Genomic DNA, 19,959 nt, shown 5'->3' on the forward strand with positions numbered 1-19,959 from the left:
GGGCCCGTTACCCGGCCATCTCGTTGACCGCTATATATTCTTTTTCGGTGACGATGGCGTCCAGCCTTTGATCGTGCGCCTCGCGCGGCAAATTCTCCGCTTGCTGGCCGCTATAGGCCAGGCCCAGGACGAAGACCGGGCGCCGCGAGCGCAGAAACGCCAAGGCGCGATCATAGTAGCCACCGCCCTGGCCCAGCCGCACGCCGTCGCGCTGGAAAGCGAGCAAAGGCGTGACCACCAGGTCGGGAATGACCATCGGCTGCTCGCGTCCCGGCGCCCGCAGGCCGATCTTGTCACGCTTGAGGGGCTGGCCGGGCGTCCAGCGCCGGAAGATCATCTTGCCGCCCTCGGGATTGACCACCTTGGGCAGGGCTAGGGTCCAGCCCGCCTCGGCCATCTGCTCGGCCAGGATGAGCGGCGAAATCTCCGAGCCCAGTCCATGGTACAGCGCAGCGACCTTGCCCCTTGGATCGGGAAATAGCCGCGCCAGCGGGGCGCGGGCCTGCTCGGCGATCATCCAGTCGGCCTGGGGCGTCTCGATCGCCAGTTGCTTGCGGTGGTTCCGCAGAAAGACGCGGAGGGCCGTCTTGGCCGCGACGGGATCGACGATGGTCATTCCATGAAAGCTGTCATCCCGGTCCAGCGACCGCAAGGCCGCGCCGAACCGGGAGCGCGGCACACACGACGCTTCCGGCGATCCCGGCTCGGCGTGCTGCGCACTGGGTCGGGAAGATCGTTTTTATAGAGAAAGGGTGGCGGCGCCGCGAAGAACCGTGAAGACGTTTCAATCCACTCGAACCTGTCAGTAACAGGTGGGCCCCGTGTTCCCGCAGCCACGGCCACGGGAGGGAACAGGTCCCGATAGAGAGATTAAGGTCCCTGGGATAAGAAATCTTCGACGAGAGCCACAGCAAGACCCGCCGCCCGACAAGATAGGGGTTCGGGCGCGATAAAGCCAGCGGCGCCGTGACGTCTATTCCGTCGCCAGCTTCTCGATCCGCTCCGCCGCCGCGTCCAGGGCGCGGATGGCGGCGATCTCGGCCTTGGTGCCTTCCTGCTGCATACGGGCGATCTCCGCATTGGCGTGGGCCAGTCGCAGCTTCATGTCCGACAGCTCATCGGCCAGCAGCAGGGCGCCCATCAGGAACAGGCGCGTCTCGCCCAGTTGGCCGACATCGGCGCTGACCTGGCGGACCTGACGGTCGAACAGGCGCGCCAGTTCGGCCAGATGCGGTTCCTGGCCGTCCTCGCAGCCAACCATGTACGGGCGGCCGTTCACCTGAATGGTCACCTGAGCCATGGATCAGGCCTCCTCGGAGTCTTCGAACAGGTCGTCGTCGTCGCTCGGCGCGTGCAGGTCGTTGGCGACGCCGTCCTCGCCCAGAGCGGCGCGGATTTCGGCGATGGCGCGGCCCAGCGCCACCGAGGCCTGCTCGCCGGCCTCCTCGAGGGCCTTCTCACGTTCGCGAGCGGCTTCCAGATCGGCCAGCAGCCGGGCGCGCTCCTCGTCCTCGAACAGGCCAGGTTCGCTCGTCACGACGGCCGCCGGCGCCGACGCGGCCTTTGCGGCGGCGAGCGCGCGCTCGGCCTCAGCCGCCTTGGCGGCGAGACGCTGCTCCAGTTGACCCACCGCCCGCTCCAAACGGCGCACGGCGAGGTCGAGGGCCGTACTGTCGGCCGGGATCATCGGCGGAAATCCATCATGCGACGCAACATATAGATCGAGCGGGTCTAAGCCAGACGCAGGGGCGATAATTGGGCGACGCGCAGCCCATAGCAGCTTTCTGACGACGGTTGTCAGTTTCTCGGGCTTGACTTCGCGTCTTTCCCCCGCAAAACGCGCAGCAAAACAGGGAACGCCGGTCGATCAGGTCCGGCGGCCACATATCAGGAGAAAGACCCATGGCTGTTCGCGTCGCCATCAACGGCTTCGGCCGCATCGGACGTCTGGTCCTGCGCTCTATCGCCGAGCATGGCCGTCGCGACATCGAGGTCGTCGCCATCAACGATCTGGGCCCGGTCGAGACCAACGCGCACCTGCTGCGCTACGACAGCGTCCACGGCCGCTTCCCGGGCGTCGTCACCTCGGGCGAGGACTGGATCGACGTCGGCATGGGCAAGATCAAGGTCACGGCCATCCGTAACCCCGAAGAGCTGCCGCACAAGGACCTGGGCGTCGACATCGCCTTCGAGTGCACGGGCATCTTCACCGCCAAGGACAAGGCCAGCGCCCACCTGAAGGCCGGCGCCAAGCGCGTCCTGGTCTCGGCTCCCGCCGACAACGCCGACAAGACCATCGTCTACAAGGTCAACCACGAGACCCTGACCGCCGACGACATCGTCGTTTCGAACGGCTCGTGCACGACCAACGCCCTCGCTCCCGTCGCCAAGGTCCTGCACGACCTGTTTGGCATCGAGCGTGGCTACATGACCACGATCCACAGCTACACCGGCGACCAGCCCACGCTGGACACCATGCACAAGGACCTCTACCGCGCCCGCGCCGCGGCCCTTAGCATGATCCCGACCTCGACCGGCGCCGCCAAGGCCCTGGGCCTGGTTCTGCCGGAACTGAAGGGCAAGCTGGACGGCTCGTCGATCCGCGTCCCGACCCCGAACGTCTCGGTCATCGACCTGAAGGTCGTCGCCGCCCGCGAGACCTCGATCGACGAGATCAACAAGGCGCTGCAAGCCGCCGCCGACGGCCCGATGAAGGGCGTTCTGGCCGTGACCACGGACCCGCTGGTCTCGACCGACCTGAACCACATCGCCGCCAGCTCGACGGCCGCCCTGCCCCAGACGCAAGTCATCGAAGGCAAGCTGGCCCGCGTGCTGTCGTGGTACGACAACGAGTGGGGCTTCGCGACCCGCATGAGCGACACCGCTCTGGAAATGGCGAAGTTCCTCTAAGGAACTGAAAGACCCGGCCCCCGCTCCTCCAGGAGCGGGGGTTTTCCTTGCTCGATATTCAGGACGACCGATGCCCTTCCGCACCCTCGACACCGCCGATCTCGCCGGCAAGCGCGCCCTGGTCCGCGTGGACTTCAACGTGCCGGTCGATGGCGGAAAGGTCGCCGACGACACCCGCCTGCGCGCGGCGCTGCCGACGATCGCCTACCTCTCCAAGCAAGGCGCCAAGGTCGTCCTTCTGGCCCACTTCGACCGCCCCAAGGGCAAGGTCGTGCCCGAGATGAGCCTGGGCTTCGTGGCTGAGCCGCTGTCCAAGCTGCTGGAGCAGCCCGTCGCGTTCGCCGGCGACTGCATCGGCGATCAAGCCGCCAAGGTCGTGAATGGTCTGGACAACGGCGGCGTCGCGCTGCTGGAAAACGTCCGCTTCCACGCAGGCGAAGAGAAGAACGACGCCGACTTCGCCGCCGCCCTGGCCGCCAATGGCGATGTCTATGTCAACGACGCCTTCAGCGCCGCCCACCGCGCCCACGCCTCGACCGAAGGCCTGGCCAAGCTGCTGCCCGCCTATCCGGGCCTGTCGATGCAGCGCGAACTGGAAGCCCTGGACGCCGCGCTCGGCAATCCGAAGAAGCCGGTGATCGGCATCGTCGGCGGCTCCAAGGTCTCGACCAAGCTCGACCTCCTCAACAATCTCGTCGCCAAGCTGGATCGCTTGGCGATCGGCGGCGGCATGGCCAACACCTTCCTGTTCGCCCAGGGCCACGATGTCGGCGCGAGCCTTTGCGAAAAGGATCTGGCCGACACCGCCCGCGAGATCATGGAAAAGGCCAAGGCCGCCGGCTGCGAGTTACTTCTGCCGGTCGACGTTGTCGTCGCCAAGAAGGTCGCGCCCGGCGTTGAGACGGCGGTCCGGGCGCTCAGCGAGGTCCAAGCCGATGACCTGATCCTCGACGCGGGCCCGGAAAGCGCCAAGCGCCTGCTGGCGGCCATGGACCAAAGCTTGACCTTGATCTGGAATGGCCCCTTGGGCGTTTTCGAGGTCCCGCCCTTCGACGAAGCGACCGTTTCGGCGGCGAAACATGCCGCTTCGCTCGCCAAATCGGGTAAAATCGTGGCGGTGGCCGGTGGCGGTGATACAGTCGCCGCTCTGAACCACGCGGGCGTGTCGGCCGACTTCACCTTCGTCTCGACGGCGGGCGGCGCGTTCCTGGAATGGATGGAGGGCAAGACGCTCCCTGGCGTCGCGGCGCTCGAATCCTGAGTTACTTTTCTGGCGCGGGTCATGCAGGCTCGCGCAAGACCGACGACAAACTGTATTAAAGACTGACGATCTGGGCAAAGAGCGCTTCAGCGCCGGGCCCCAAAAACAAGAAACGACCTAACCACTTAACGCTTGCAGGAGAGAATTACGTGGCACGCATCACGCTGCGCCAGTTGCTGGACCATGCCGCCGAGCATGAGTACGGGCTGCCCGCCTTCAATATTAACAACATGGAACAGGGCCTGGCGATCATGGAGGCGGCCGACGCCGTTAATTCGCCGGTCATCATCCAGGCGTCGCGCGGCGCGCGGAACTACGCCAACGATATCATGCTGGCCAAGATGATCGACGCCCTGGTCGACATCTATCCGCACATCCCGGTCTGCATGCACCAGGACCACGGCAACGGCCCGGCGACCTGCGCCACGGCGATCCAGTACGGCTTCACCTCGGTGATGATGGACGGCTCGCTGATGGAGGACGCCAAGACCCCCGCCAGCTACGAGTACAATGTCGAGGTCACCCGCAAGGTGGTCCAGATGGCCCACAGCTGCGGCGTCTCGGTCGAGGGCGAGCTGGGCGTGCTGGGCTCGCTGGAAACGGGCATGGGCGAGGCCGAGGACGGCCACGGCTTTGAAGGCAAGCTCAGCCATGACGAACTGCTGACCGACCCCGACCAGGCGGTCGACTTCGTCGCCCAGACCGGCGTCGACGCCCTGGCCATCGCCATGGGCACCAGCCATGGCGCCTACAAGTTCACGCGCAAGCCGGACGGCGACGTCCTGGCCATGAACGTGATCGAGGAAATCCACCGCCGCCTGCCCAACACCCACCTGGTGATGCACGGCAGCTCCAGCGTCCCGCAGGACCTGCAGGACATCATCAACGCCTACGGCGGCGAGATGCCCCAGACCTGGGGCGTGCCGGTGGAGGAAATCCAGCGCGGCATCAAGCACGGCGTGCGCAAGATCAACGTCGACACCGACAACCGCATGGCCATCACGGGCGCGATCCGCAAGCTGCTCGTCGAGAAGCCGGGCGAGTTCGATCCCCGCGCCTATCTGAAACCCGCCAAGGAAGCCATGCGCAAGGTCTGCCAGGCTCGCTTCGTCGAGTTCGGCTCGGCCGGCCACGCCGACAAGATCAAGCCGCTGTCGACGGCGACCATGGCCAAGCGCTACGCCTCTGGCGAACTGCACGCCAAGTTCGGCGCCACCGCGGCGAAGGCTGCAGCGGAGTAGTCGGCGTCATTCACAGCGCCAGCGAAAAGGGAGGCTTCGGCCTCCCTTTTTATTCGATGACTATCTCTTCGTTCAGGGGCCGCCGCATCCGCCGGAGGCGGCCAAACAGCTCAACCAGCAATAAGCCCGCCCCCCCACAAATCAGAGCGCCAGCCGTATGCCAGGGCGCGATGAAAGCGAAGGTCGTGAACGGGCAATGCAGGCCAAAGACGAGGTCGGCGACCGCGCCACACGCCACGCCGCCCGCGAAACCGACAAGGCGCGGCCGTTCTGGGTCTACGCTAGCGAGGCCGTAGCTGGCGAACAACAGCATCGGCGTCGCGAGGGCCAGAATGGCCACGATACAGGTCAAAGCGGTCGGCCAGTACAGTTGCAGAAGCGCCTGCGGCGCCATCGCCAGGGCCTGAAACAGGCCAAAGATCAGGAATCCGCCCGCCAGGCAGGCCGCAAGCATGAGCGGAAGAAGACCTCGTGCGCGCCCTCGCGCCAAGCGACAGGCCGTCAGGCCGGCGCCGAGCGCCAGGGCCGCCGCGTAGCCGACCTTGATCCAGAACAATGGCGTCTGCACCGCCTGCGCCAGATCGGGTCGCAAACCGAGCCAAGCCAGGATCATCAGCAAACCGCCCAAAGCGCCGGCGGCGGCCACCTCCGCGAGGCGCCACGGCAGGGTCTCGGCGGACCAGATGGGCGTACCGCCGCTCGCGGGCGCGAGGATGTCGTCGATCGTCACGCGCCTCTCCCCACAGAGCCGTCTGGCTTTTGAACCGAGCCAAACGCGTCGCATTCGCGAAGGCGGCGGCACTTCATTAGCGGAACAGCGGTTTGTCAACCGACTGGAACGCGAAGCCTGAGAATCTGAGTGCGACAGAGTCAGCGCCGCGTGGCGCCGCTCACCACCGTAGCACCCAGCGGCCGGCGGCGGCCCCAACAGCGCCGAGCGCGAGAACCCCCAAGCTGTACCAGAGCGCGATGAAGGTGAACGTGTGCTCCGGGCAATGCAGCCCATAGATGGTGGCGACCACCCCGCCGGAGAACAGCCCCATGGCGAAGCCCGCCAGGCTGGGCCGGGTCGGCGCCATGCCTCTCAGGATCCAGAGGCCCAAGCCCAGCATTGGCAGGCCGATCATCAGGATCCGGGGACTGCACGAGCGCCAGGAATGTCCATGCAACATCGTCAGGGCCGCCTGCACGTCGGGGCTGACCATCGCCTGATAGAGGCCCGCCGCCACGCAGGCCGCGACGACCAGAGCCGCCACGACCCACCCTCGACGACCTGAGCCGCCCGGCCGCGACAGGCGCTCCACGGCGAGATAGCCGGCGACGCCCAACAGCGCAGTGTAGGTCGCCTTCATCCAGAACATCGAGCCTAGCATAGCCTGGGCCAGGTCCTCGCGAACGCGTAGCCAGCCCACGACCAGAACCAGGGCCGCCAAGGATCCGATGACTGCGACGATCGCCAGCCGTCGTGGCGGGGTCGTCTCGCCCGCACGCTTGGCGTCGCTAGCCAGAACGTCGATCAGGTCATCCGTCCGCACGGCGCATCCTTTCGGCGAGGGCCTTCAACGCCCGGTGCAGGGCGACCTTCGCCGCGCCTTCGGAAATTCCCATTCGCGCGCCCGCTTCCGCAAGCGACAGTCCCGTTAGCTTCACGTCACTGACGAGCGTCCTTTGTCGTTCCGGCAGGGTTGCTAAGGCGCGGTCCAGTTCCAAACCGACGCCCGGATCGGGCTCGTCGGCGACCAGGAACTCGACATGGTCCTCGATGGGCAAGGTCTGACGGATCTTCCGGCGCCGCCAGTGATCGATCAGCTTGTAACGCGCCACCGCATGCGCCCAGGCGGTGAAGGGCTGGGCGCTGTCCCAGGTCGACCGCTTGAGATGCACCGCCAGCAGCGTCTCCTGCACCAGATCCTCCACATCACCGGGCGCGCCGGCCATGCGGCGCATGAAATACGCGCGAAGGCGGTCTCCGAGCAGGGCGAGACATTCGCGGTAGGCGGCGGTGTCGCCATCCAGTCCGCGCAGCATCAGCGCCTTCAATCGGGTCTCGGAGTCCGTCACGCCAGCCCCTAATCCGCGCGCCAGGGCCTAATGGTTACATCGTGTCGCGACAGCCTGAAACGCCACCTCACGGCGGCCGCGAAATTTTGTTCAGCGACCCGTGTAACCTTGACCACGTCATGGACGAACTCTCCCAAGACCGAGCGGCGTGAGGCCGGTTCGGCTCCACACCCACCAAGGAGAGCTTCCATGACCCGCATCGTCACCACCGCCGCCCTCGCCGCCGCCATGGCCCTCTCGGCCGGCGTCTCGATCGCCGCCGCCGACCACCACAAGGCCGACGCTAACACTGAAAAGTGCTACGGCGTGTCCAAGGCCGGCGAGAACGACTGCAAGGCCGGCGCGGGCACCTCGTGCGCCGGCACCTCGAAGGTCGACTACCAGGGCGACGCCTGGAAGATGGTCAAGAAGGGCGCCTGCGTCACGATCAAGACCCCGAAGGGCATGGGGTCGCTGACGCCGAAGGCCTAAGCCCAAACCTCCGTTCAGTCCCCGTCACTTCCGGCCGCCCTTTTGGCCGGTCGGGAGTGACACGCCTTCAGAGATTGCAAGATGCCCCCCACCGCCGGCCTTGGCCTGAAAGCCCAGCACTATGACGACGCGACCCGTTGCGACGTCGCAGGTCTGTGGTTCGAGGTCCATCCCGAGAACTACATGTCGGCCGGCGGTCCACGTCTGGCGGCTCTGGAGGCGTTGCGCGCGCGCCATCCCCTCTCGCTGCACGGCGTGGGGCTGTCCCTGGCGGCCGACGCTGACCCGGACCCTACGCATCTTCAGGCGTTGAAGCGGCTGGTCGATCGCTTCGACCCCTTCGTCGTTTCCGAACACCTGGCGTGGTCGACGCACCGCGGCGCGCACAATCCCGACCTGCTGCCCTTCCCGCGTACGCGCGGGGCGCTGGCCCGCATCAGCGACAACATCTCGCGCATGCAGGACGCCCTGCGTCGCCAGGTGCTGATCGAGAACCCTTCGCTTTATCTTCCGCTCAAGGGACATGATCTGGAGGAGGTCGAGTTTCTCGCCGCGCTGGTGGCGCGCACCGGCTGCGGCCTCCTGGTGGACGTGAACAACGTCTTCATCAGCGCCCACAATCTCGGCTACGCGCCCGAAGCCTATCTGGACGCTCTGCCCGCTCACGCGATCGGCGAGATCCATTTGGCGGGGCACGCCAAGGATCCTGGCGGCTCTGACCTTCTGATCGACACACATGGCGCGCCGGTCACCGAAGCGGTCTGGGCGCTGTACGCCCGCCTGATCGCTCGGATCGGAGCACGCCCCACCTTGATCGAGCGCGATGACGACATTCCCGACTTCGCCGCCCTGATGGCCGAGCGCGATCGCGCCGCCGCCGCGATGGACGCCCACTTGCTGGCTTGCGAGCCCGCCCATGTCTGAGTTGCTGGCTTTCCAGGACGCTTTCGTCGCCGCACTCGGGGGCGATGTCGACGCGCTATCGGCATGGTGCGCAAAAGACTCTTCGCCCGTCGGGCTCGCTGTCTATCGCAACACGATCGCCAAGGGCTGCGTCGATGCGCTCGCTGAGAACTTTCCGACGGTGCGAGCGCTCACCAGCGAGGAATGGTTCAGTGGAGCCGCCCTCCTCTTCTCCCGCGAGTCTCCGCCGAGCCATGCGGCGCTCCAGGACTATGGGGCGGACTTCCCGAGCTGGCTCACAAGCTTCCCGCCGGCCGCCGAGCTTCCCTACCTCGCCGGCGTCGCACACCTGGACCGACTTTGGCTTGAAGCCCTCTTCGCCGCCGAGGCGCCGCACCTTGAGGCGACGGCCTTGTCGGGGCTTTCTCCTGAGACGCTGGCCTCAGCGCGGCTTTGGCCGCACCCCAGCCTGCGGTTCGCCGCGTTCGACGCCGGTCTACCAGGGCTTTGGCTCGCCGCACGCGCGGGCGATGAGGCCCTGGAACTGAGCGAGGCTCCGCAAGCGGTGATGTTGGTCCGGCGCTCAGGCGTCGTCGCGACCCGCCTCATGCAAGACGGCGAAGCCGAATTCCTGCGCGCGGTGCGCGACGGCGAGACCTTAGGCCAAGCGGCCCAACGCGCCGCGAAGACCCAACCAGACGCCCCGCTCGAAATCCTCTTTGCTGCTCTGATCGCCAGTGGCGTCTTCAGCGGCCTGGACCTGGAGCCCCACGCGTGACCTCGACAACTCTCCCCTGGCGCACGCCGCTCATCCTGCTGGCCAAGACCGCCGAACGGCTCCTGCCCCAGGACGTCCTGAGCCTTGTCGCGCGCCTCGGCGTCGCGGCCATCTTCTTTCAGTCGGGACGGACCAAGGTCGATGGCTGGCTGCACATCACGGACGGGACCTACGCGCTGTTCGAGACCGAATATGCGTTGCCGCTGATTCCGCCCGATCTTGCCGCTCACGCCGCGACCTATTCAGAACACCTGTTCTCGATCCTGCTGGTGCTGGGACTGTTCACGCGGATGTCGGCCCTGGCCTTCCTCGGCATGACCACCGTCATTCAGGTCTTTGTCTATCCCGACGCTTGGCCAACACACCTGTCTTGGACGGGGCTGCTGCTCGTTCTGATCGCGCGCGGCGGCGGCCGGCTCAGCCTCGACTACCTGACGCGAACGCCCTGAAAAACACCCGCTCTGCGACAATTCGCCTCACACGTGAAGTGATACGGTTTATTCTCGTTAAGAGTGTTTTTGCTCCTTGCGATCACCGTTACAGGAACGTTGTTCACATTCCTCAGGGGGTACGGCGTGGGCAGGCAAGACAACACCTTCAAGTTCCAAGAGGCCGGGGTGCTCATCGTAGATGAGAACGCCGGCTTCATGGATCTGACGGCCCAGATTCTGATGGGCTTTGGATTTCGGAAGTTGGAGCGACGGGGGCTGAAAGGCGGCGAGACGCGCGCCGGCTTTGACCCTGATCTGATCATCGTCGACCCTTTTCCGGACATCGAAGCGGGATTTCGCCTCATCGAAGAACATCGCCGCAGACAGGCGGCCGGCTCGCTTCCCGCCGTCGTCATCGTCGTCACGGGGCACACGCCCCGGCCGTTGATCGAGAAGGCTCGACGGGTGGGCGCACACTACATCGTGGCCAAGCCCTTTTCGGCCAACACCCTGCTGGACCGCATCCTCTGGAGCACGTCCTCGGTATTCTCGAACATCGCCTCCTGTGACGCCGATGGCGAGGACGCTGACGAGGTCGCCTACCGGGCCTCGATCCAAAGCGCGGCTGCAGCGCTTCTTCAATGACCGCCAGCCGCCTGACACGCTTCGTGGACCTGCCGGGCGGCATCGATATCCGCACCGCGCTGATGCGCGCCCAGGCCAACGCCGAAGCCTATCGCGGATCGGCGATGGAACTCATCGATCAAGCGATCGACGCCCTCATGGCCGCCGGCGAGGATGTGGATGCCAGCACCGCCGCGCGGCTAGCGGAAAGCGTTCGCTCTCTGGCCGGCATGTTCGAACTCGTGACTCTGGAGCAATCCGCCGCCAGCCTGTGCGACCTGATCCGTGCCCTGGTCGAGCGCGGCGCCTGGGACACACGCGCCGTGTGGGTCAATATCAGGGCGCTGAAGATCATTCGTCAGCACGGCGACAGCGAAAACCTTCAAGAGGTTCTGGAAGGGCTGCGCCGGCTTGGCGCGAAGGCCGCGGCAGCTCGCCAGCCGTGAAAGGCGCCCCGGGGCCACTGGCCTCAGTGCAGCGTAGGCCCGCGCGGGATCGTTCGCCGCCACAACTGACTGGTGAGCGCGTTGGCGACACCCACCCAGCCAAGGTCAGGCGCCGTGCCGCCCCCGACCTTGCGGGCCTCAAGGGCGTAGGCCGCAGACGCCGCCAGCGAAGCCGTGGCCGCGCCCAGCTGCCCGCCAACACGTTTGGCGCCGAGACCCAGCCACAGGGCGTTGAAGCCCTGGACAAGACTCCAGATCGTCAGGGCGCGCGTCCGGGCGGGGCTCGACGGCGCGTTCCACGTCCGCAGACCCGACAGCGTCATGGCGATGAACAGGGGCGGCAGCAGAAGACTTGTGAGCGGTTTGGGCTGGTGCGCCACCGGCTCGTGCATCTCGGCGAACTCGACAGCGTACATCTCGTCGTCCAGGGCCCGCTCGTGACGGCGGCCCATGATCATCGCCGCGATGATCGCGCCCCCCGCCAAGGCCGCGCCGACGGCGACCTGAGCGACGGGGTGATGGCGCTGCCGTTGGTCGAGCTCGAACGCTTCACGGCCGGCCAGAGCGCGGTCCCGCGCGGTTCCGTTGGCGATGTGCATGCGACGCTCCTTGTGAACTCAAAGGGTTCAAACAGCCCAGTTCAGCCTTGGTTCCAGGCTTTTGGGCCGCTCGCGAACCATCATGACGGGATAGCGCCGACGACGCAAAGGGTCGCTCCCATGCGCGGGGCTGGACGGCGAGACAGGCGGAGGAGAAGCTCTCAGATGGCCAGCACGATCCGTACAGCCCGTTCTGAAGACCTTCAAACCATCCAGGCCATCGAAAGGGCGTCGGCCCAGCGGTTCTTGGGCGTGATGGACGCCATCGCCCACGATCAACCATCCCCTCTTGAATTGCTCGCCGCACGCCAGCAAGCGCGCGGTCTTCTGGTGGCGGAGGCGCTTGCAGGCGAGAAATCGACCCTGGCCGGGTTCGTGATGTATCGGTTGCTTGAGCAGAGCTTCTACATCGAACAGATCGATGTGGCGCCGGCCTTCGAGCGCCAACGGATCGGCGCCGCACTGATCGACGCGGTCGCGCATAGCGCCCGAGACGCGGGTTTGGCGCGACTGACCCTGTCGACCTTTCGGGAAATCCCGTGGAACGCGCCCTACTATCGCAGGCTAGGCTTCATCGACATGGCCGAGACAGACCTGACTCCAGGTCTGGTGGCGGTTCGACGCGAGCATCTGGCGCGGGGGCTCGACGAAACCGCCCGCGTCTTCATGGCTAGAAACCTCTAGGCCGGCAGCTCGCCCATCGCCGATTGAAGGTAGTTGGCCTCGCCCAGCGACTTCACCAGCGACAGCTGGGTTTCCAGGAAGTCGATGTGCTCTTCGGTGTCGCTCAGGATCACACGCAGGAGTTCGCGGCTGACATAGTCGCGCGCCTGCTCGCACTGGATGATCCCGGGGATCAGCGTCTCGCGCCCTGCCAGCTCGACCTGCAGGTCGCTGTTCAGGCATTCGGGCACGGTCTCGCCGATCTTCAGCTTGTGAAGGTCCTGAAGGTTGGGCAGCCCCTCAAGGAACAGGATGCGGTTGATCAGCATATCGGCGTGTTTCATCTCGCCGATGGACTCGTCGTAGGTGATCTTGCCGAGCCGCTTGAAACCCCAGTTGTCGTACATCCGCGCGTGCAGGAAGTACTGGTTGACCGCCGTCAGCTCGTTGGTCAGCACCGCATTGAGCAGTCGGATGATGCTGGGATCGCCCTGCATGGCGGCCTCCTTCGACGTCGAGGATTCGTACTGCGGCGACCCTGGGGCAAGCCGAAACGGCCTTCAACCTGAATGTGTGCGAGTGTTTCGCGGTCTCACGGAATTCCGCAGAAACGCCTCTCGGTCGCGGAAAATCGCGTCGCGACGCAGGCTTATTCGGCGGCGTAGGCGAGCGCTTCGCGGCTCTCTTGGATCATCTGGCGCATCTCGCACACGCACTTGGCGCACTGGGCCTGACAGCCCTTGTGACGGAAGATGTCGGCCGGACGAGCGGCGCCAGCGTCGATAGCGGCGCGGACTTCGCGCTCGCGGATGCCGTTACAATTGCAGACGTACAAGGAAAGAACGCCTTACCCGATTGAGTGTCATTCTCATTTATCGCCTCGCGGCCGCTTTTGCAACTGACTCTCACTATGGTTAGCAGCGGCCAGAGGTCGCATACTGAGGCGAATTGGCCTAAAGCCACCGCATGACGCTCGCCTGCCGCCTGTATCTGATCACCCCGCCCGCCCTGGCCGACCTCGCCCACTTTGGTCGTCAGTTGGCCCGCGCGCTCGACGGCGGGGACGTCGCCGCCCTGCAGATCCGGCTGAAGGACGCCCCGGACGATGTGGTGGCGGCTGCGGTCGACGCGCTGGCCCCGATCGCGCAGGCGCGCGATGTCGCGGTGATCCTGAACGATCGACCCGATCTGGCGGCCCGGCTCGCCGTGGATGGCGTCCATGTCGGCCAGTCTGACATGTCGTGCAGGGACGCTCGTAAGCTGATGGGCGATCGGATGGTGGGCGTCACCTGCCACGACAGCCGTCACCTCGCCATGGAAGCCGCCGAAGCCGGCGCGGACTATGTCGCGTTCGGCGCCTTTTTCCCGACGACCACCAAGGACGCGCCGACCAGGGCAGAGCCGGACATTCTGACCATTTGGCAGGAGACGATGGAGACGCCTTGCGTGGCGATCGGAGGGATCACCGCGGAGAACGCTGCAGGCCTTGCGACGGCGGGCGCTGACTTCCTCGCGGTTTCAGCCAGTGTCTGGTCCCATCCCCAAGGTCCGGACGCGGCGGTCGCCGCCTTGAACGCCGCGATCGCCAAGGGCCTGGCCGCCCGTAAGTAATCCAGGTAACGCCGGTATCTTGTGACGCAGCGCACAACGCCCTAGCGTCTCTCCCAGCGAACAAAAACAGGGGGAGACGCAGATCATGAAGCGGCTCGTAGTGTGTTTGCTTGGCGTACCGATCTTGGCCTTCGCCACGGCCGCGATCGCAGAAAACTGGAAACTGGCTCCCGGCGAAACCAAGACCTACTACGACGAGGATTTCACCCGCGTCGACCAATCTACGGGACTGATCGTCACCCGGATCGCTGAGGGCAAGGCCAACGGCCCCTACAAGAACTGGGCGGCCTCAAAGGGCCCGATCCTGATCTTCGCCCTCGACTGCGCGGCCGACAAATGGATGGACCTGGGCATGGACTTCGACGGCTCCAAGGGCCTGCCCAAGGGCTGGCGCAAGGAAGGCAAGATCGACGACATCTCCGGCGCCGTGGGCAAGGCCGGCAAGTTGCTGTGCGAGACCAAGGACAGCCTCCCGAAGGTCGAGCTACCCTAGGCCAAGCGCCTGCGGATCCAATCCCGCCAGCTTCTCGGGGTTGCGGACGGTGTAGACGGCGACGATCCGTCCCGCATCGATCTCGAGCCCGACCGTCTGGAAGACAGAGCCGTCGACGGCCAGCACGAAGCCCGGCTGGCCGTTGACGCGCGCCAGCCCAACCTTGGTGTCGGCCGGGGGCGGCCACTTGCGCCGCACGCCCAGGATCAGGGCGATCGCCTTGGCCAGGCCCCGCACAGGATTCAGGTTGGCGCTGGCCAAGCCGCCGCCGTCGGCGTGCATGACCACGTCCTGCGCCAGCAGGTCGCGCAACGCCGCCTCATCCCCGGTCATCACCGCCTCGAAGAAGGCCGCCGTCAGCCGGCGCTCCTGATCGATGGTCGGCTGATGGCGCGGTCGGTCCTGCCGGACATGTTCGCGAGCGCGCGACGCCAGCTGCCGGCACGCCGCCTCACTCCGCCCCAACGTCGCCGCGATCTCGGCGAAGGGCGTGTCAAAGACGTCGTGCAGCAGGAACGCCGCCCGCTCCAGAGGGCTCAGACGTTCCAGCGCCAGAAGGAAAGCCACGGAGAGATCCGCATCGCGGCCTGCGTCGAAATCGGGATCGACCAAGGGCTCGGGCAGCCACTCGCCGACATAGATCTCGCGCCGCGCCCGCGCCGACTTCAGACGATCCAGCGCCAGGCGCGTGACAACCCGGCTGAGGAAGGCCGCAGGCTCCTGAACCTGCGAGACATCCACTCCGCGCCAGCGAAGCCAGGCGTCCTGGACCACATCCTCCGCCTCGGCGCGCGAGCCCAGCATTCTGTACGCAAGGCCTGTCATCGCCTGCCGACGCGTCTCGAATAGGGTCTCCGCGACCGTCATGTCCGCACCGCCATCAACTTGCCGCCAACCTGCACCCGCGAGCAGGTCTTGCCGTGTCCCATCGCATACTTGACCGTCGGATAGACCCGCGACGCGGCCATGGCGAGCGCGATGGCGGACAGGCCCTGAAGTCCCCATCGCGCCAGGACGGCGTCCCGCAAAACGTCAGCGCCCTCTAGGTCCCGGACCAAGGACGACCTTGCGAACTGGTAGGCGAGCGCAGCGTCGACGCCCATGGCCGCCGTGTCTCCGGCCAGGATCGCCCTCAGGACGTCGGCGGGCACGTGGTTCTCCTCGGCGATCCGAACGCCGATCTGGACGCAGGCCCCGCAATCCTCCGACATCGTGGCGACCAGGCCTGCGGCGGCGAGGGCGGCTGGCGGCGCCCCCGCGCGATAGCTCGCCAGCTTGCGCACGCCCTGGAGCGCCCCAAAGGCCTTGGGGCTGGCCGCCAGAAGGTCGCGAATATAGGCGGCGTCATAGTCGTAGCGCGCCTCGAACCGAGCAAGGATCATGGACAGGAAAGCCCGGATCATTGGGAATCTCCTTTCACGGGCCGGAACGCGACAACGGCGAGCCAGATGACGGCTGCGGTCGGCAGGAAGACGCCGGGAAAATCGCGCGCCAGCAACGGCCAGGGCGCGCCTGCGCCGCAGAAGGGCGTGATCAGATGGATCGTGGCGTGAAGCCCCTGGAATGTCGCCGCCACGATGATCGCTCCGGCGTGGCGGCGGAGATCCAAGGCGCCGAGCGCCGTGGCGACGCCGCAGGCCAGATACGCCGCGCCGATATCGCGGACGAAATGATCGTTAAACGGACCGGTCAGGACCACGCCGGGAACCATCAGATACCAGGGATAGGGCGCAGCCAGCATCACCGCGCCGTTGCCTATGAAAAGGACCGTCAAACCGATGGCTAATCCGCGTCTCATCCTTGCGCCTCCTGCCGATACGAGAGCAAGACGACGGAGGCGCGAGCGATGTGACACGCCGGGCCCAGATTTCTCGCTGCGTCGCCGTTAAGCCTGCCGAATCAACGACGCCTTGCCTTCCGCGCGTTCGGCGACTAGTTTCCGCGCCCGTTCTTTCACACCGTCGACCTACCGCTCCGCCGCCGGACTTTCCGGCGGGCGTCGACGGCTTCTTGAGGATAGCCCGCCCGTGCCCACGCCCTCCGCCCTGCTCAACGTCATGATCGAAGCGGCTCGGAAGGCCGCCCGTGGCCTGGCTCGTGACTTCGGCGAAGTCACCGAACTGCAGGTCTCCAAGAAGGGCGCGGCGGACTTTGTCACCAACGCCGACATTAAGGCCGAGCAGACCCTGTTCGAGCTGCTGACCAAGGCGCGTCCGGGCTACGGCTTCGTGGGCGAAGAGCGCGGCCTGGTCGAAGGCACCGACAAGACCCACACCTGGATTGTCGACCCGCTGGACGGCACCACCAACTTCATGCACGCGATCCCGCACTTCGCGGTGAACATCGCCTTGCAACGCGAGGGCGAGGGGATCGTCGCCGGCGTCACCTACAACCCGATCACCAACGACCTGTTCTGGGTCGAAAAGGGCAAGGGCGCTTTCCTCGGCGCCGAGAAGCGCTTGCGCGTCGCGGCCCGTCGTCACCTGGACGAGGCGGTCCTCGCCACCGGCGTCCCGTTCGCCGGCAAGCCGGGCCACGGCCAGTTCCTGAAGGAGCTGCACCAGGTCAGCCAGAAGGTCGCCGGCGTCCGTCGCTTCGGCGCGGCCTCGCTCGACCTGGCCTGGGTCGCCGCCGGACGCTTCGACGCTTTCTGGGAGCGCAACCTCAACAGCTGGGACGTCGCGGCTGGCGTGCTGATGATCCAGGAGTCGGGCGGCAAGATCACCACGATCGACGAGAACGATCACGACGTGGTGCAGGGAAAGTCGATCCTGGCGAGCAACCAGGACCTTCACCCGCAGATTCTGGAGCGCCTGCGGGCGGCTTAGGCAGAGCTCATTTTCCAGTGTCATCCCGGAAGCCTCGCAGAGGCTATCCGGGACCCAGGTGCAAGCGGCAGGACGGCCGCCCTAGGTCCCGGCTCGGCGCGCTTCGCGCTTCGCCGGAGTGACAGTTTGTAGGGTCTAGCCAAACCGTCACATCCGCGCGCTAAATCGCGGTCCATGACCCTGCTGACCCGTCGCGCCCTGACCACCGCCGCTCTCGCCGGCACGTTCCTGCCCGGCTTCGCCCGCGCCCAGAGCAAGAAGCCGATCGTCATCGGCCACCGCGGCTGCAGCGGCGAGCGGCCCGAACACACCGCCTTGGCCTACGAGCGCGCCATCGAGCAGGGCGCGGATTTCATCGAGCCGGATCTGGTTCCGACCAAGGACGGCCATCTGGTCGCCCGACACGAGAACGAGATCGGCGGCACGACCGACGTCGCCACCCGCCCCGAGTTCGCCGCGCGCAAGGCCACCAAGACCATCGACGGCGAGCAGGTCACCGGCTGGTTCACCGAGGACTTCACCCTCGCCGAGTTGAAGACCCTGCGCGCCCGCGAACGCCTGCCGCAGTTGCGTCCCGCCAGCGCGGCCTTTGACGGGCAGGCCCAGATCCTCACTTTTGAAGAGGTGTGGGCGATCGCTCAGGCGGGCTCGAAGCGAACGGGTCGCACGATCGGCGTCTATCCCGAACTGAAGCATCCGACCTATTTCGTCTCGATCGGCCTGCCGACAGAGGACCGCCTCGTCGCCAAGCTGAAGGCGCTGGGCCTGAACTCCGCGACCGCCCCGGTGTTCGTGCAGTGCTTCGAGGTCGCGCCGCTCAAGCGTCTGCGCGCCAAGACGCCCGCACGACTGGTTTTCCTGGTCGACGCCGAAGGCGGCCCCGCCGACCAGCCGAGCATCAAGTACGCGGATCTGATCACCGCCCAGGGCCTGAAGGACGTCGCCGTCTACGCCGATGGCCTGGGCCCGAACTGGAAGCTCGTCGTTCCCCACGACGGACAGGTTCTGGGCGCGCCGACGACGCTGATCCGCGACGCCCACGCCGCTGGCCTGGCCGTCCATCCCTGGACGGTGCGCGCGGAGAACTTTTTCCTCCCGGCGACACTGCGCAAGGGCGATCCGGCCAGCCGCGGCTTCCTGGCCCAGCATGGCGCCTCCGAAGCCGTGCTGAAGGCGCTCTACGCGGCGGGTGTGGACGGCGTGTTCAGCGACTTCCCGGCCCAGGCCGCGGCCGTTCGTGGCTGACGAACGGCAGATCGTTCCTCGCTATTGCCTCGACCCGGCGCGTCGGTGCAGCGTGCGCTCGCTTTGAAGTCGCCTGCGAGAACCGTCATGAAGATCCGTCACGCCGCCTCGGCCGCCGCGCTCGCGGCCGCGCTCGTCTTCGGCGCGCCAGCCCTGGCCTCGCCAGGCTCGGACCTGCTGGACCGCATCGCCGTCGACTTCGTGCGCATGACGCTGGAAGCCGGCGAGCGCGAGCCCGGCTATGTCGACGCCTATTATGGCCCGCGCGAGTGGCAGGACTCCGCCAAGCTGGCGCCGCGCCCCGTGTCGGTGCTCCGCAAGGAGGCGGACCGCCTGCAGATGCTGTTGGCCAAGGTCCACGACAAGGACCTCACCGCCGACCAGCGCCGCCGCAAGCTGTTCCTGCGCGGCCAGCTGAAGGCGGCCCAGACGCGCCTGGCGATGATCGCCGGCGACACGTTCAGCTTCGAGGACGAGGCCGAGGGCCTGTTCGGGGTGCGCCCGGTCCTGAAGCCCCTGAAGAGCTATGATCCGGTCCTGGCGCGTCTCGAAAAGATCGTCCCTGGCAAGGGCGATCTTGCCGCCCGCGTCGACGCCTTCCAGAACCAGTACGTCATCCCGACCGACAAGGTCGGCGCAGTGATGGAGGCCGGCATCGCCGCCTGCAAGGCCAAGACCGAGCAGCACATGAAGCTTCCGCCCGGCGAGCGCTTCGACCTGGAGTTCGTCACCAAGAAGCCCTGGAGCGGCTACAACTGGTACAAGGGCGGCGCCCACAGCCTGATCCAGATCAACACCGACCTGCCGATCTATATCAGCCGCGCCTTGGACCTGGGCTGTCACGAGGGCTATCCCGGCCACCACGTCCTGAACGCCCTGCTCGAGCAGAAGCTGACGAAGGAAAAGGGCTGGGTCGAGTTCAGCGTCTATCCGCTCTACTCGCCGCAGTCGTTCATCGCCGAAGGCTCGGCCAACTTCGGCATCGAGCTGGCCTTCCCTGGCAAGAGCAAGACCGCCTTCGAACGCGACCAGCTCTACCCGCTGGCGGGCCTGGATCCGAAGACGGCCGAAGCCTTTGACGCCCTGCAACAGGCCAAGGCCGCGTTGTCGAGCAGCGGCAACACGGTCGCGGCCCTCTACCTGTCGGGCAAGATGACCAAGGAGCAGGCCGTCCGGGCGCTGATGAAGTACAGCCTCTATTCGCGGGGCGCGGCCGAGAAGCGGGTCTCGTTCATCGAGACCTACCGCTCGTACGTCATCAACTACAACATCGGCCAGGACATGGTCCGCGAGCATGTGCTTCGCGCGGGCAAGACCGACGAGGCGCGCTGGAAGGTGATGGAGCGCCTGCTCAGCGAACCGACGACGCCAGCGGATCTGGGGCGTTAGATTTC

The 19,959-nt window shown here is 66.3% G+C and carries 27 protein-coding genes; 15 read left to right on the forward strand and 12 right to left on the reverse strand.

The features are described 5' to 3' along the window. Positions 1–7: 7 nt before the first annotated feature. The 3 genes from J2X45_RS12090 to J2X45_RS12100 all read right to left on the reverse strand — a co-directional run bounded on the left by J2X45_RS12090 (position 8) and on the right by J2X45_RS12100 (position 1,687). On the reverse strand, positions 8–652 hold the full coding sequence (locus J2X45_RS12090; RefSeq protein ID WP_310215308.1) for a 5-formyltetrahydrofolate cyclo-ligase: 645 nt from the start codon (positions 650–652) through the stop codon (positions 8–10). A 321-nt stretch (positions 653–973) separates the two neighbouring features. Next, positions 974–1,300 carry a cell division protein ZapA gene (locus tag J2X45_RS12095; RefSeq protein WP_310214985.1) on the reverse strand — a complete coding sequence of 109 codons (327 nt, stop codon included), beginning with the start codon at positions 1,298–1,300 and terminating at the stop codon, positions 974–976. Between the two features lie 3 nt (positions 1,301–1,303). Continuing rightward, complete coding sequence (locus J2X45_RS12100; protein ID WP_310214987.1) at positions 1,304–1,687, reverse strand: hypothetical protein; 384 nt, start codon at positions 1,685–1,687, stop codon at positions 1,304–1,306. Positions 1,688–1,902: 215 nt separating this feature from the next. Between J2X45_RS12100 and gap the strand changes: the two genes are divergently transcribed. The 3 genes from gap (at position 1,903) to fba (ending at position 5,412) form a co-directional block, all read left to right on the forward strand. Continuing rightward, entirely contained in the window at positions 1,903–2,910 is a 1,008-nt protein-coding gene (gene gap, locus J2X45_RS12105) for a type I glyceraldehyde-3-phosphate dehydrogenase (RefSeq protein WP_310214990.1), read from the forward strand. 70 nt (positions 2,911–2,980) lie between these two features. Continuing rightward, a complete protein-coding gene (locus J2X45_RS12110) occupies positions 2,981–4,171 on the forward strand; it encodes a phosphoglycerate kinase (RefSeq protein WP_310214992.1) in 1,191 nt (396 codons plus the stop codon). Between the two features lie 149 nt (positions 4,172–4,320). After that, positions 4,321–5,412 carry a class II fructose-bisphosphate aldolase gene (fba, locus tag J2X45_RS12115; protein WP_310214994.1) on the forward strand — a complete coding sequence of 364 codons (1,092 nt, stop codon included), beginning with the start codon at positions 4,321–4,323 and terminating at the stop codon, positions 5,410–5,412. Between the two features lie 49 nt (positions 5,413–5,461). Here the strand turns inward: fba and J2X45_RS12120 are convergent, their stop codons facing one another. The 3 genes from J2X45_RS12120 to J2X45_RS12130 form a co-directional block, all read right to left on the reverse strand. Next, positions 5,462–6,142 carry a DUF1109 domain-containing protein gene (locus J2X45_RS12120; RefSeq protein ID WP_310214996.1) on the reverse strand — a complete coding sequence of 227 codons (681 nt, stop codon included), beginning with the start codon at positions 6,140–6,142 and terminating at the stop codon, positions 5,462–5,464. Positions 6,143–6,302: 160 nt separating this feature from the next. After that, entirely contained in the window at positions 6,303–6,947 is a 645-nt protein-coding gene (gene nrsF, locus J2X45_RS12125) for an anti-sigma-F factor NrsF (protein ID WP_310214998.1), read from the reverse strand. After that, positions 6,934–7,473: a sigma-70 family RNA polymerase sigma factor gene (locus J2X45_RS12130; protein ID WP_310215000.1), complete on the reverse strand. Its 540-nt coding sequence runs from the start codon at positions 7,471–7,473 to the stop codon at positions 6,934–6,936. Before J2X45_RS12130 ends, nrsF begins: the two co-directional genes overlap by 14 nt. 189 nt (positions 7,474–7,662) lie before the next feature. On the opposite strand from J2X45_RS12130, the gene J2X45_RS12135 reads away from it, so the two are divergent. From J2X45_RS12135 to J2X45_RS12160, 6 genes are all read left to right on the forward strand, one after another. Continuing rightward, positions 7,663–7,944, forward strand: a complete 282-nt coding sequence (locus J2X45_RS12135) for a DUF2282 domain-containing protein (protein WP_310215002.1) — start codon at positions 7,663–7,665, stop codon at positions 7,942–7,944. A gap of 81 nt (positions 7,945–8,025) precedes the next feature. Then, a complete protein-coding gene (locus J2X45_RS12140; protein WP_310215004.1) occupies positions 8,026–8,868 on the forward strand; it encodes a DUF692 domain-containing protein in 843 nt (280 codons plus the stop codon). Then, entirely contained in the window at positions 8,861–9,625 is a 765-nt protein-coding gene (locus J2X45_RS12145) for a DNA-binding domain-containing protein (protein WP_310215006.1), read from the forward strand. The genes J2X45_RS12140 and J2X45_RS12145 overlap by 8 nt, the downstream gene beginning before the upstream one ends. After that, a complete protein-coding gene (locus J2X45_RS12150; protein ID WP_310215008.1) occupies positions 9,622–10,074 on the forward strand; it encodes a DoxX family protein in 453 nt (150 codons plus the stop codon). Before J2X45_RS12145 ends, J2X45_RS12150 begins: the two co-directional genes overlap by 4 nt. 126 nt (positions 10,075–10,200) lie before the next feature. Further along, positions 10,201–10,701, forward strand: a complete 501-nt coding sequence (locus tag J2X45_RS12155) for a response regulator (RefSeq protein WP_310215010.1) — start codon at positions 10,201–10,203, stop codon at positions 10,699–10,701. Further along, positions 10,698–11,126 (forward strand): chemotaxis protein CheE, encoded by a 429-nt coding sequence (locus J2X45_RS12160; RefSeq protein WP_310215012.1) that lies wholly within the window; start codon positions 10,698–10,700, stop codon positions 11,124–11,126. The genes J2X45_RS12155 and J2X45_RS12160 overlap by 4 nt, the downstream gene beginning before the upstream one ends. Before the next feature lie 23 nt (positions 11,127–11,149). Here the strand turns inward: J2X45_RS12160 and J2X45_RS12165 are convergent, their stop codons facing one another. Beyond that, positions 11,150–11,725, reverse strand: coding sequence for a tryptophan-rich sensory protein (locus tag J2X45_RS12165; RefSeq protein ID WP_310215015.1), 576 nt, complete (start codon positions 11,723–11,725; stop codon positions 11,150–11,152). A 165-nt stretch (positions 11,726–11,890) separates the two neighbouring features. Between J2X45_RS12165 and J2X45_RS12170 the strand changes: the two genes are divergently transcribed. Next, on the forward strand, positions 11,891–12,409 hold the full coding sequence (locus tag J2X45_RS12170) for a GNAT family N-acetyltransferase (RefSeq protein WP_310215017.1): 519 nt from the start codon (positions 11,891–11,893) through the stop codon (positions 12,407–12,409). On the opposite strand, the gene bfr is transcribed toward J2X45_RS12170, so the two are convergent. Both bfr and J2X45_RS12180 read right to left on the reverse strand, forming a co-directional pair. After that, positions 12,406–12,885: a bacterioferritin gene (bfr, locus tag J2X45_RS12175; protein ID WP_010921095.1), complete on the reverse strand. Its 480-nt coding sequence runs from the start codon at positions 12,883–12,885 to the stop codon at positions 12,406–12,408. The genes J2X45_RS12170 and bfr overlap by 4 nt on opposite strands. 152 nt (positions 12,886–13,037) lie before the next feature. Further along, positions 13,038–13,223 (reverse strand): bacterioferritin-associated ferredoxin, encoded by a 186-nt coding sequence (locus tag J2X45_RS12180; protein WP_310215018.1) that lies wholly within the window; start codon positions 13,221–13,223, stop codon positions 13,038–13,040. A 131-nt stretch (positions 13,224–13,354) separates the two neighbouring features. On the opposite strand from J2X45_RS12180, the gene thiE reads away from it, so the two are divergent. Together thiE and J2X45_RS12190 are read left to right on the forward strand one after the other, a co-directional pair. Then, on the forward strand, positions 13,355–13,999 hold the full coding sequence (thiE, locus tag J2X45_RS12185) for a thiamine phosphate synthase (protein ID WP_310215021.1): 645 nt from the start codon (positions 13,355–13,357) through the stop codon (positions 13,997–13,999). An 85-nt stretch (positions 14,000–14,084) separates the two neighbouring features. After that, the gene (locus J2X45_RS12190) at positions 14,085–14,492 is read left to right on the forward strand and encodes a hypothetical protein (RefSeq protein WP_310215023.1); all 408 of its coding nucleotides are present in this window, start codon (positions 14,085–14,087) and stop codon (positions 14,490–14,492) included. Here J2X45_RS12190 and J2X45_RS12195 read toward each other — a convergent pair. From J2X45_RS12195 to J2X45_RS12205, 3 genes are read right to left on the reverse strand one after another with little or no spacing between them, the layout of a single operon-like run. Beyond that, positions 14,484–15,359 carry a sigma-70 family RNA polymerase sigma factor gene (locus J2X45_RS12195; RefSeq protein WP_310215025.1) on the reverse strand — a complete coding sequence of 292 codons (876 nt, stop codon included), beginning with the start codon at positions 15,357–15,359 and terminating at the stop codon, positions 14,484–14,486. The two genes, J2X45_RS12190 and J2X45_RS12195, sit on opposite strands and share 9 nt — an antisense overlap. Beyond that, positions 15,356–15,895, reverse strand: coding sequence for a hypothetical protein (locus J2X45_RS12200; protein WP_310215027.1), 540 nt, complete (start codon positions 15,893–15,895; stop codon positions 15,356–15,358). The genes J2X45_RS12195 and J2X45_RS12200 overlap by 4 nt, the downstream gene beginning before the upstream one ends. After that, positions 15,892–16,347 carry a hypothetical protein gene (locus tag J2X45_RS12205; RefSeq protein WP_310215030.1) on the reverse strand — a complete coding sequence of 152 codons (456 nt, stop codon included), beginning with the start codon at positions 16,345–16,347 and terminating at the stop codon, positions 15,892–15,894. Before J2X45_RS12205 ends, J2X45_RS12200 begins: the two co-directional genes overlap by 4 nt. Before the next feature lie 172 nt (positions 16,348–16,519). Between J2X45_RS12205 and J2X45_RS12210 the strand changes: the two genes are divergently transcribed. From J2X45_RS12210 to J2X45_RS12220, 3 genes are all read left to right on the forward strand, one after another. Next, complete coding sequence (locus J2X45_RS12210) at positions 16,520–17,320, forward strand: inositol monophosphatase family protein (protein WP_310215033.1); 801 nt, start codon at positions 16,520–16,522, stop codon at positions 17,318–17,320. A gap of 174 nt (positions 17,321–17,494) precedes the next feature. Beyond that, on the forward strand, positions 17,495–18,565 hold the full coding sequence (locus J2X45_RS12215) for a glycerophosphodiester phosphodiesterase (protein ID WP_310215036.1): 1,071 nt from the start codon (positions 17,495–17,497) through the stop codon (positions 18,563–18,565). Positions 18,566–18,652: 87 nt separating this feature from the next. Further along, positions 18,653–19,954 (forward strand): hypothetical protein, encoded by a 1,302-nt coding sequence (locus J2X45_RS12220; protein ID WP_310215038.1) that lies wholly within the window; start codon positions 18,653–18,655, stop codon positions 19,952–19,954. The last annotated feature ends 5 nt before the right edge of the window (positions 19,955–19,959 follow it).

The organism is Caulobacter sp. BE264, from assembly GCF_031457805.1.
Lineage (GTDB): Bacteria > Pseudomonadota > Alphaproteobacteria > Caulobacterales > Caulobacteraceae > Caulobacter.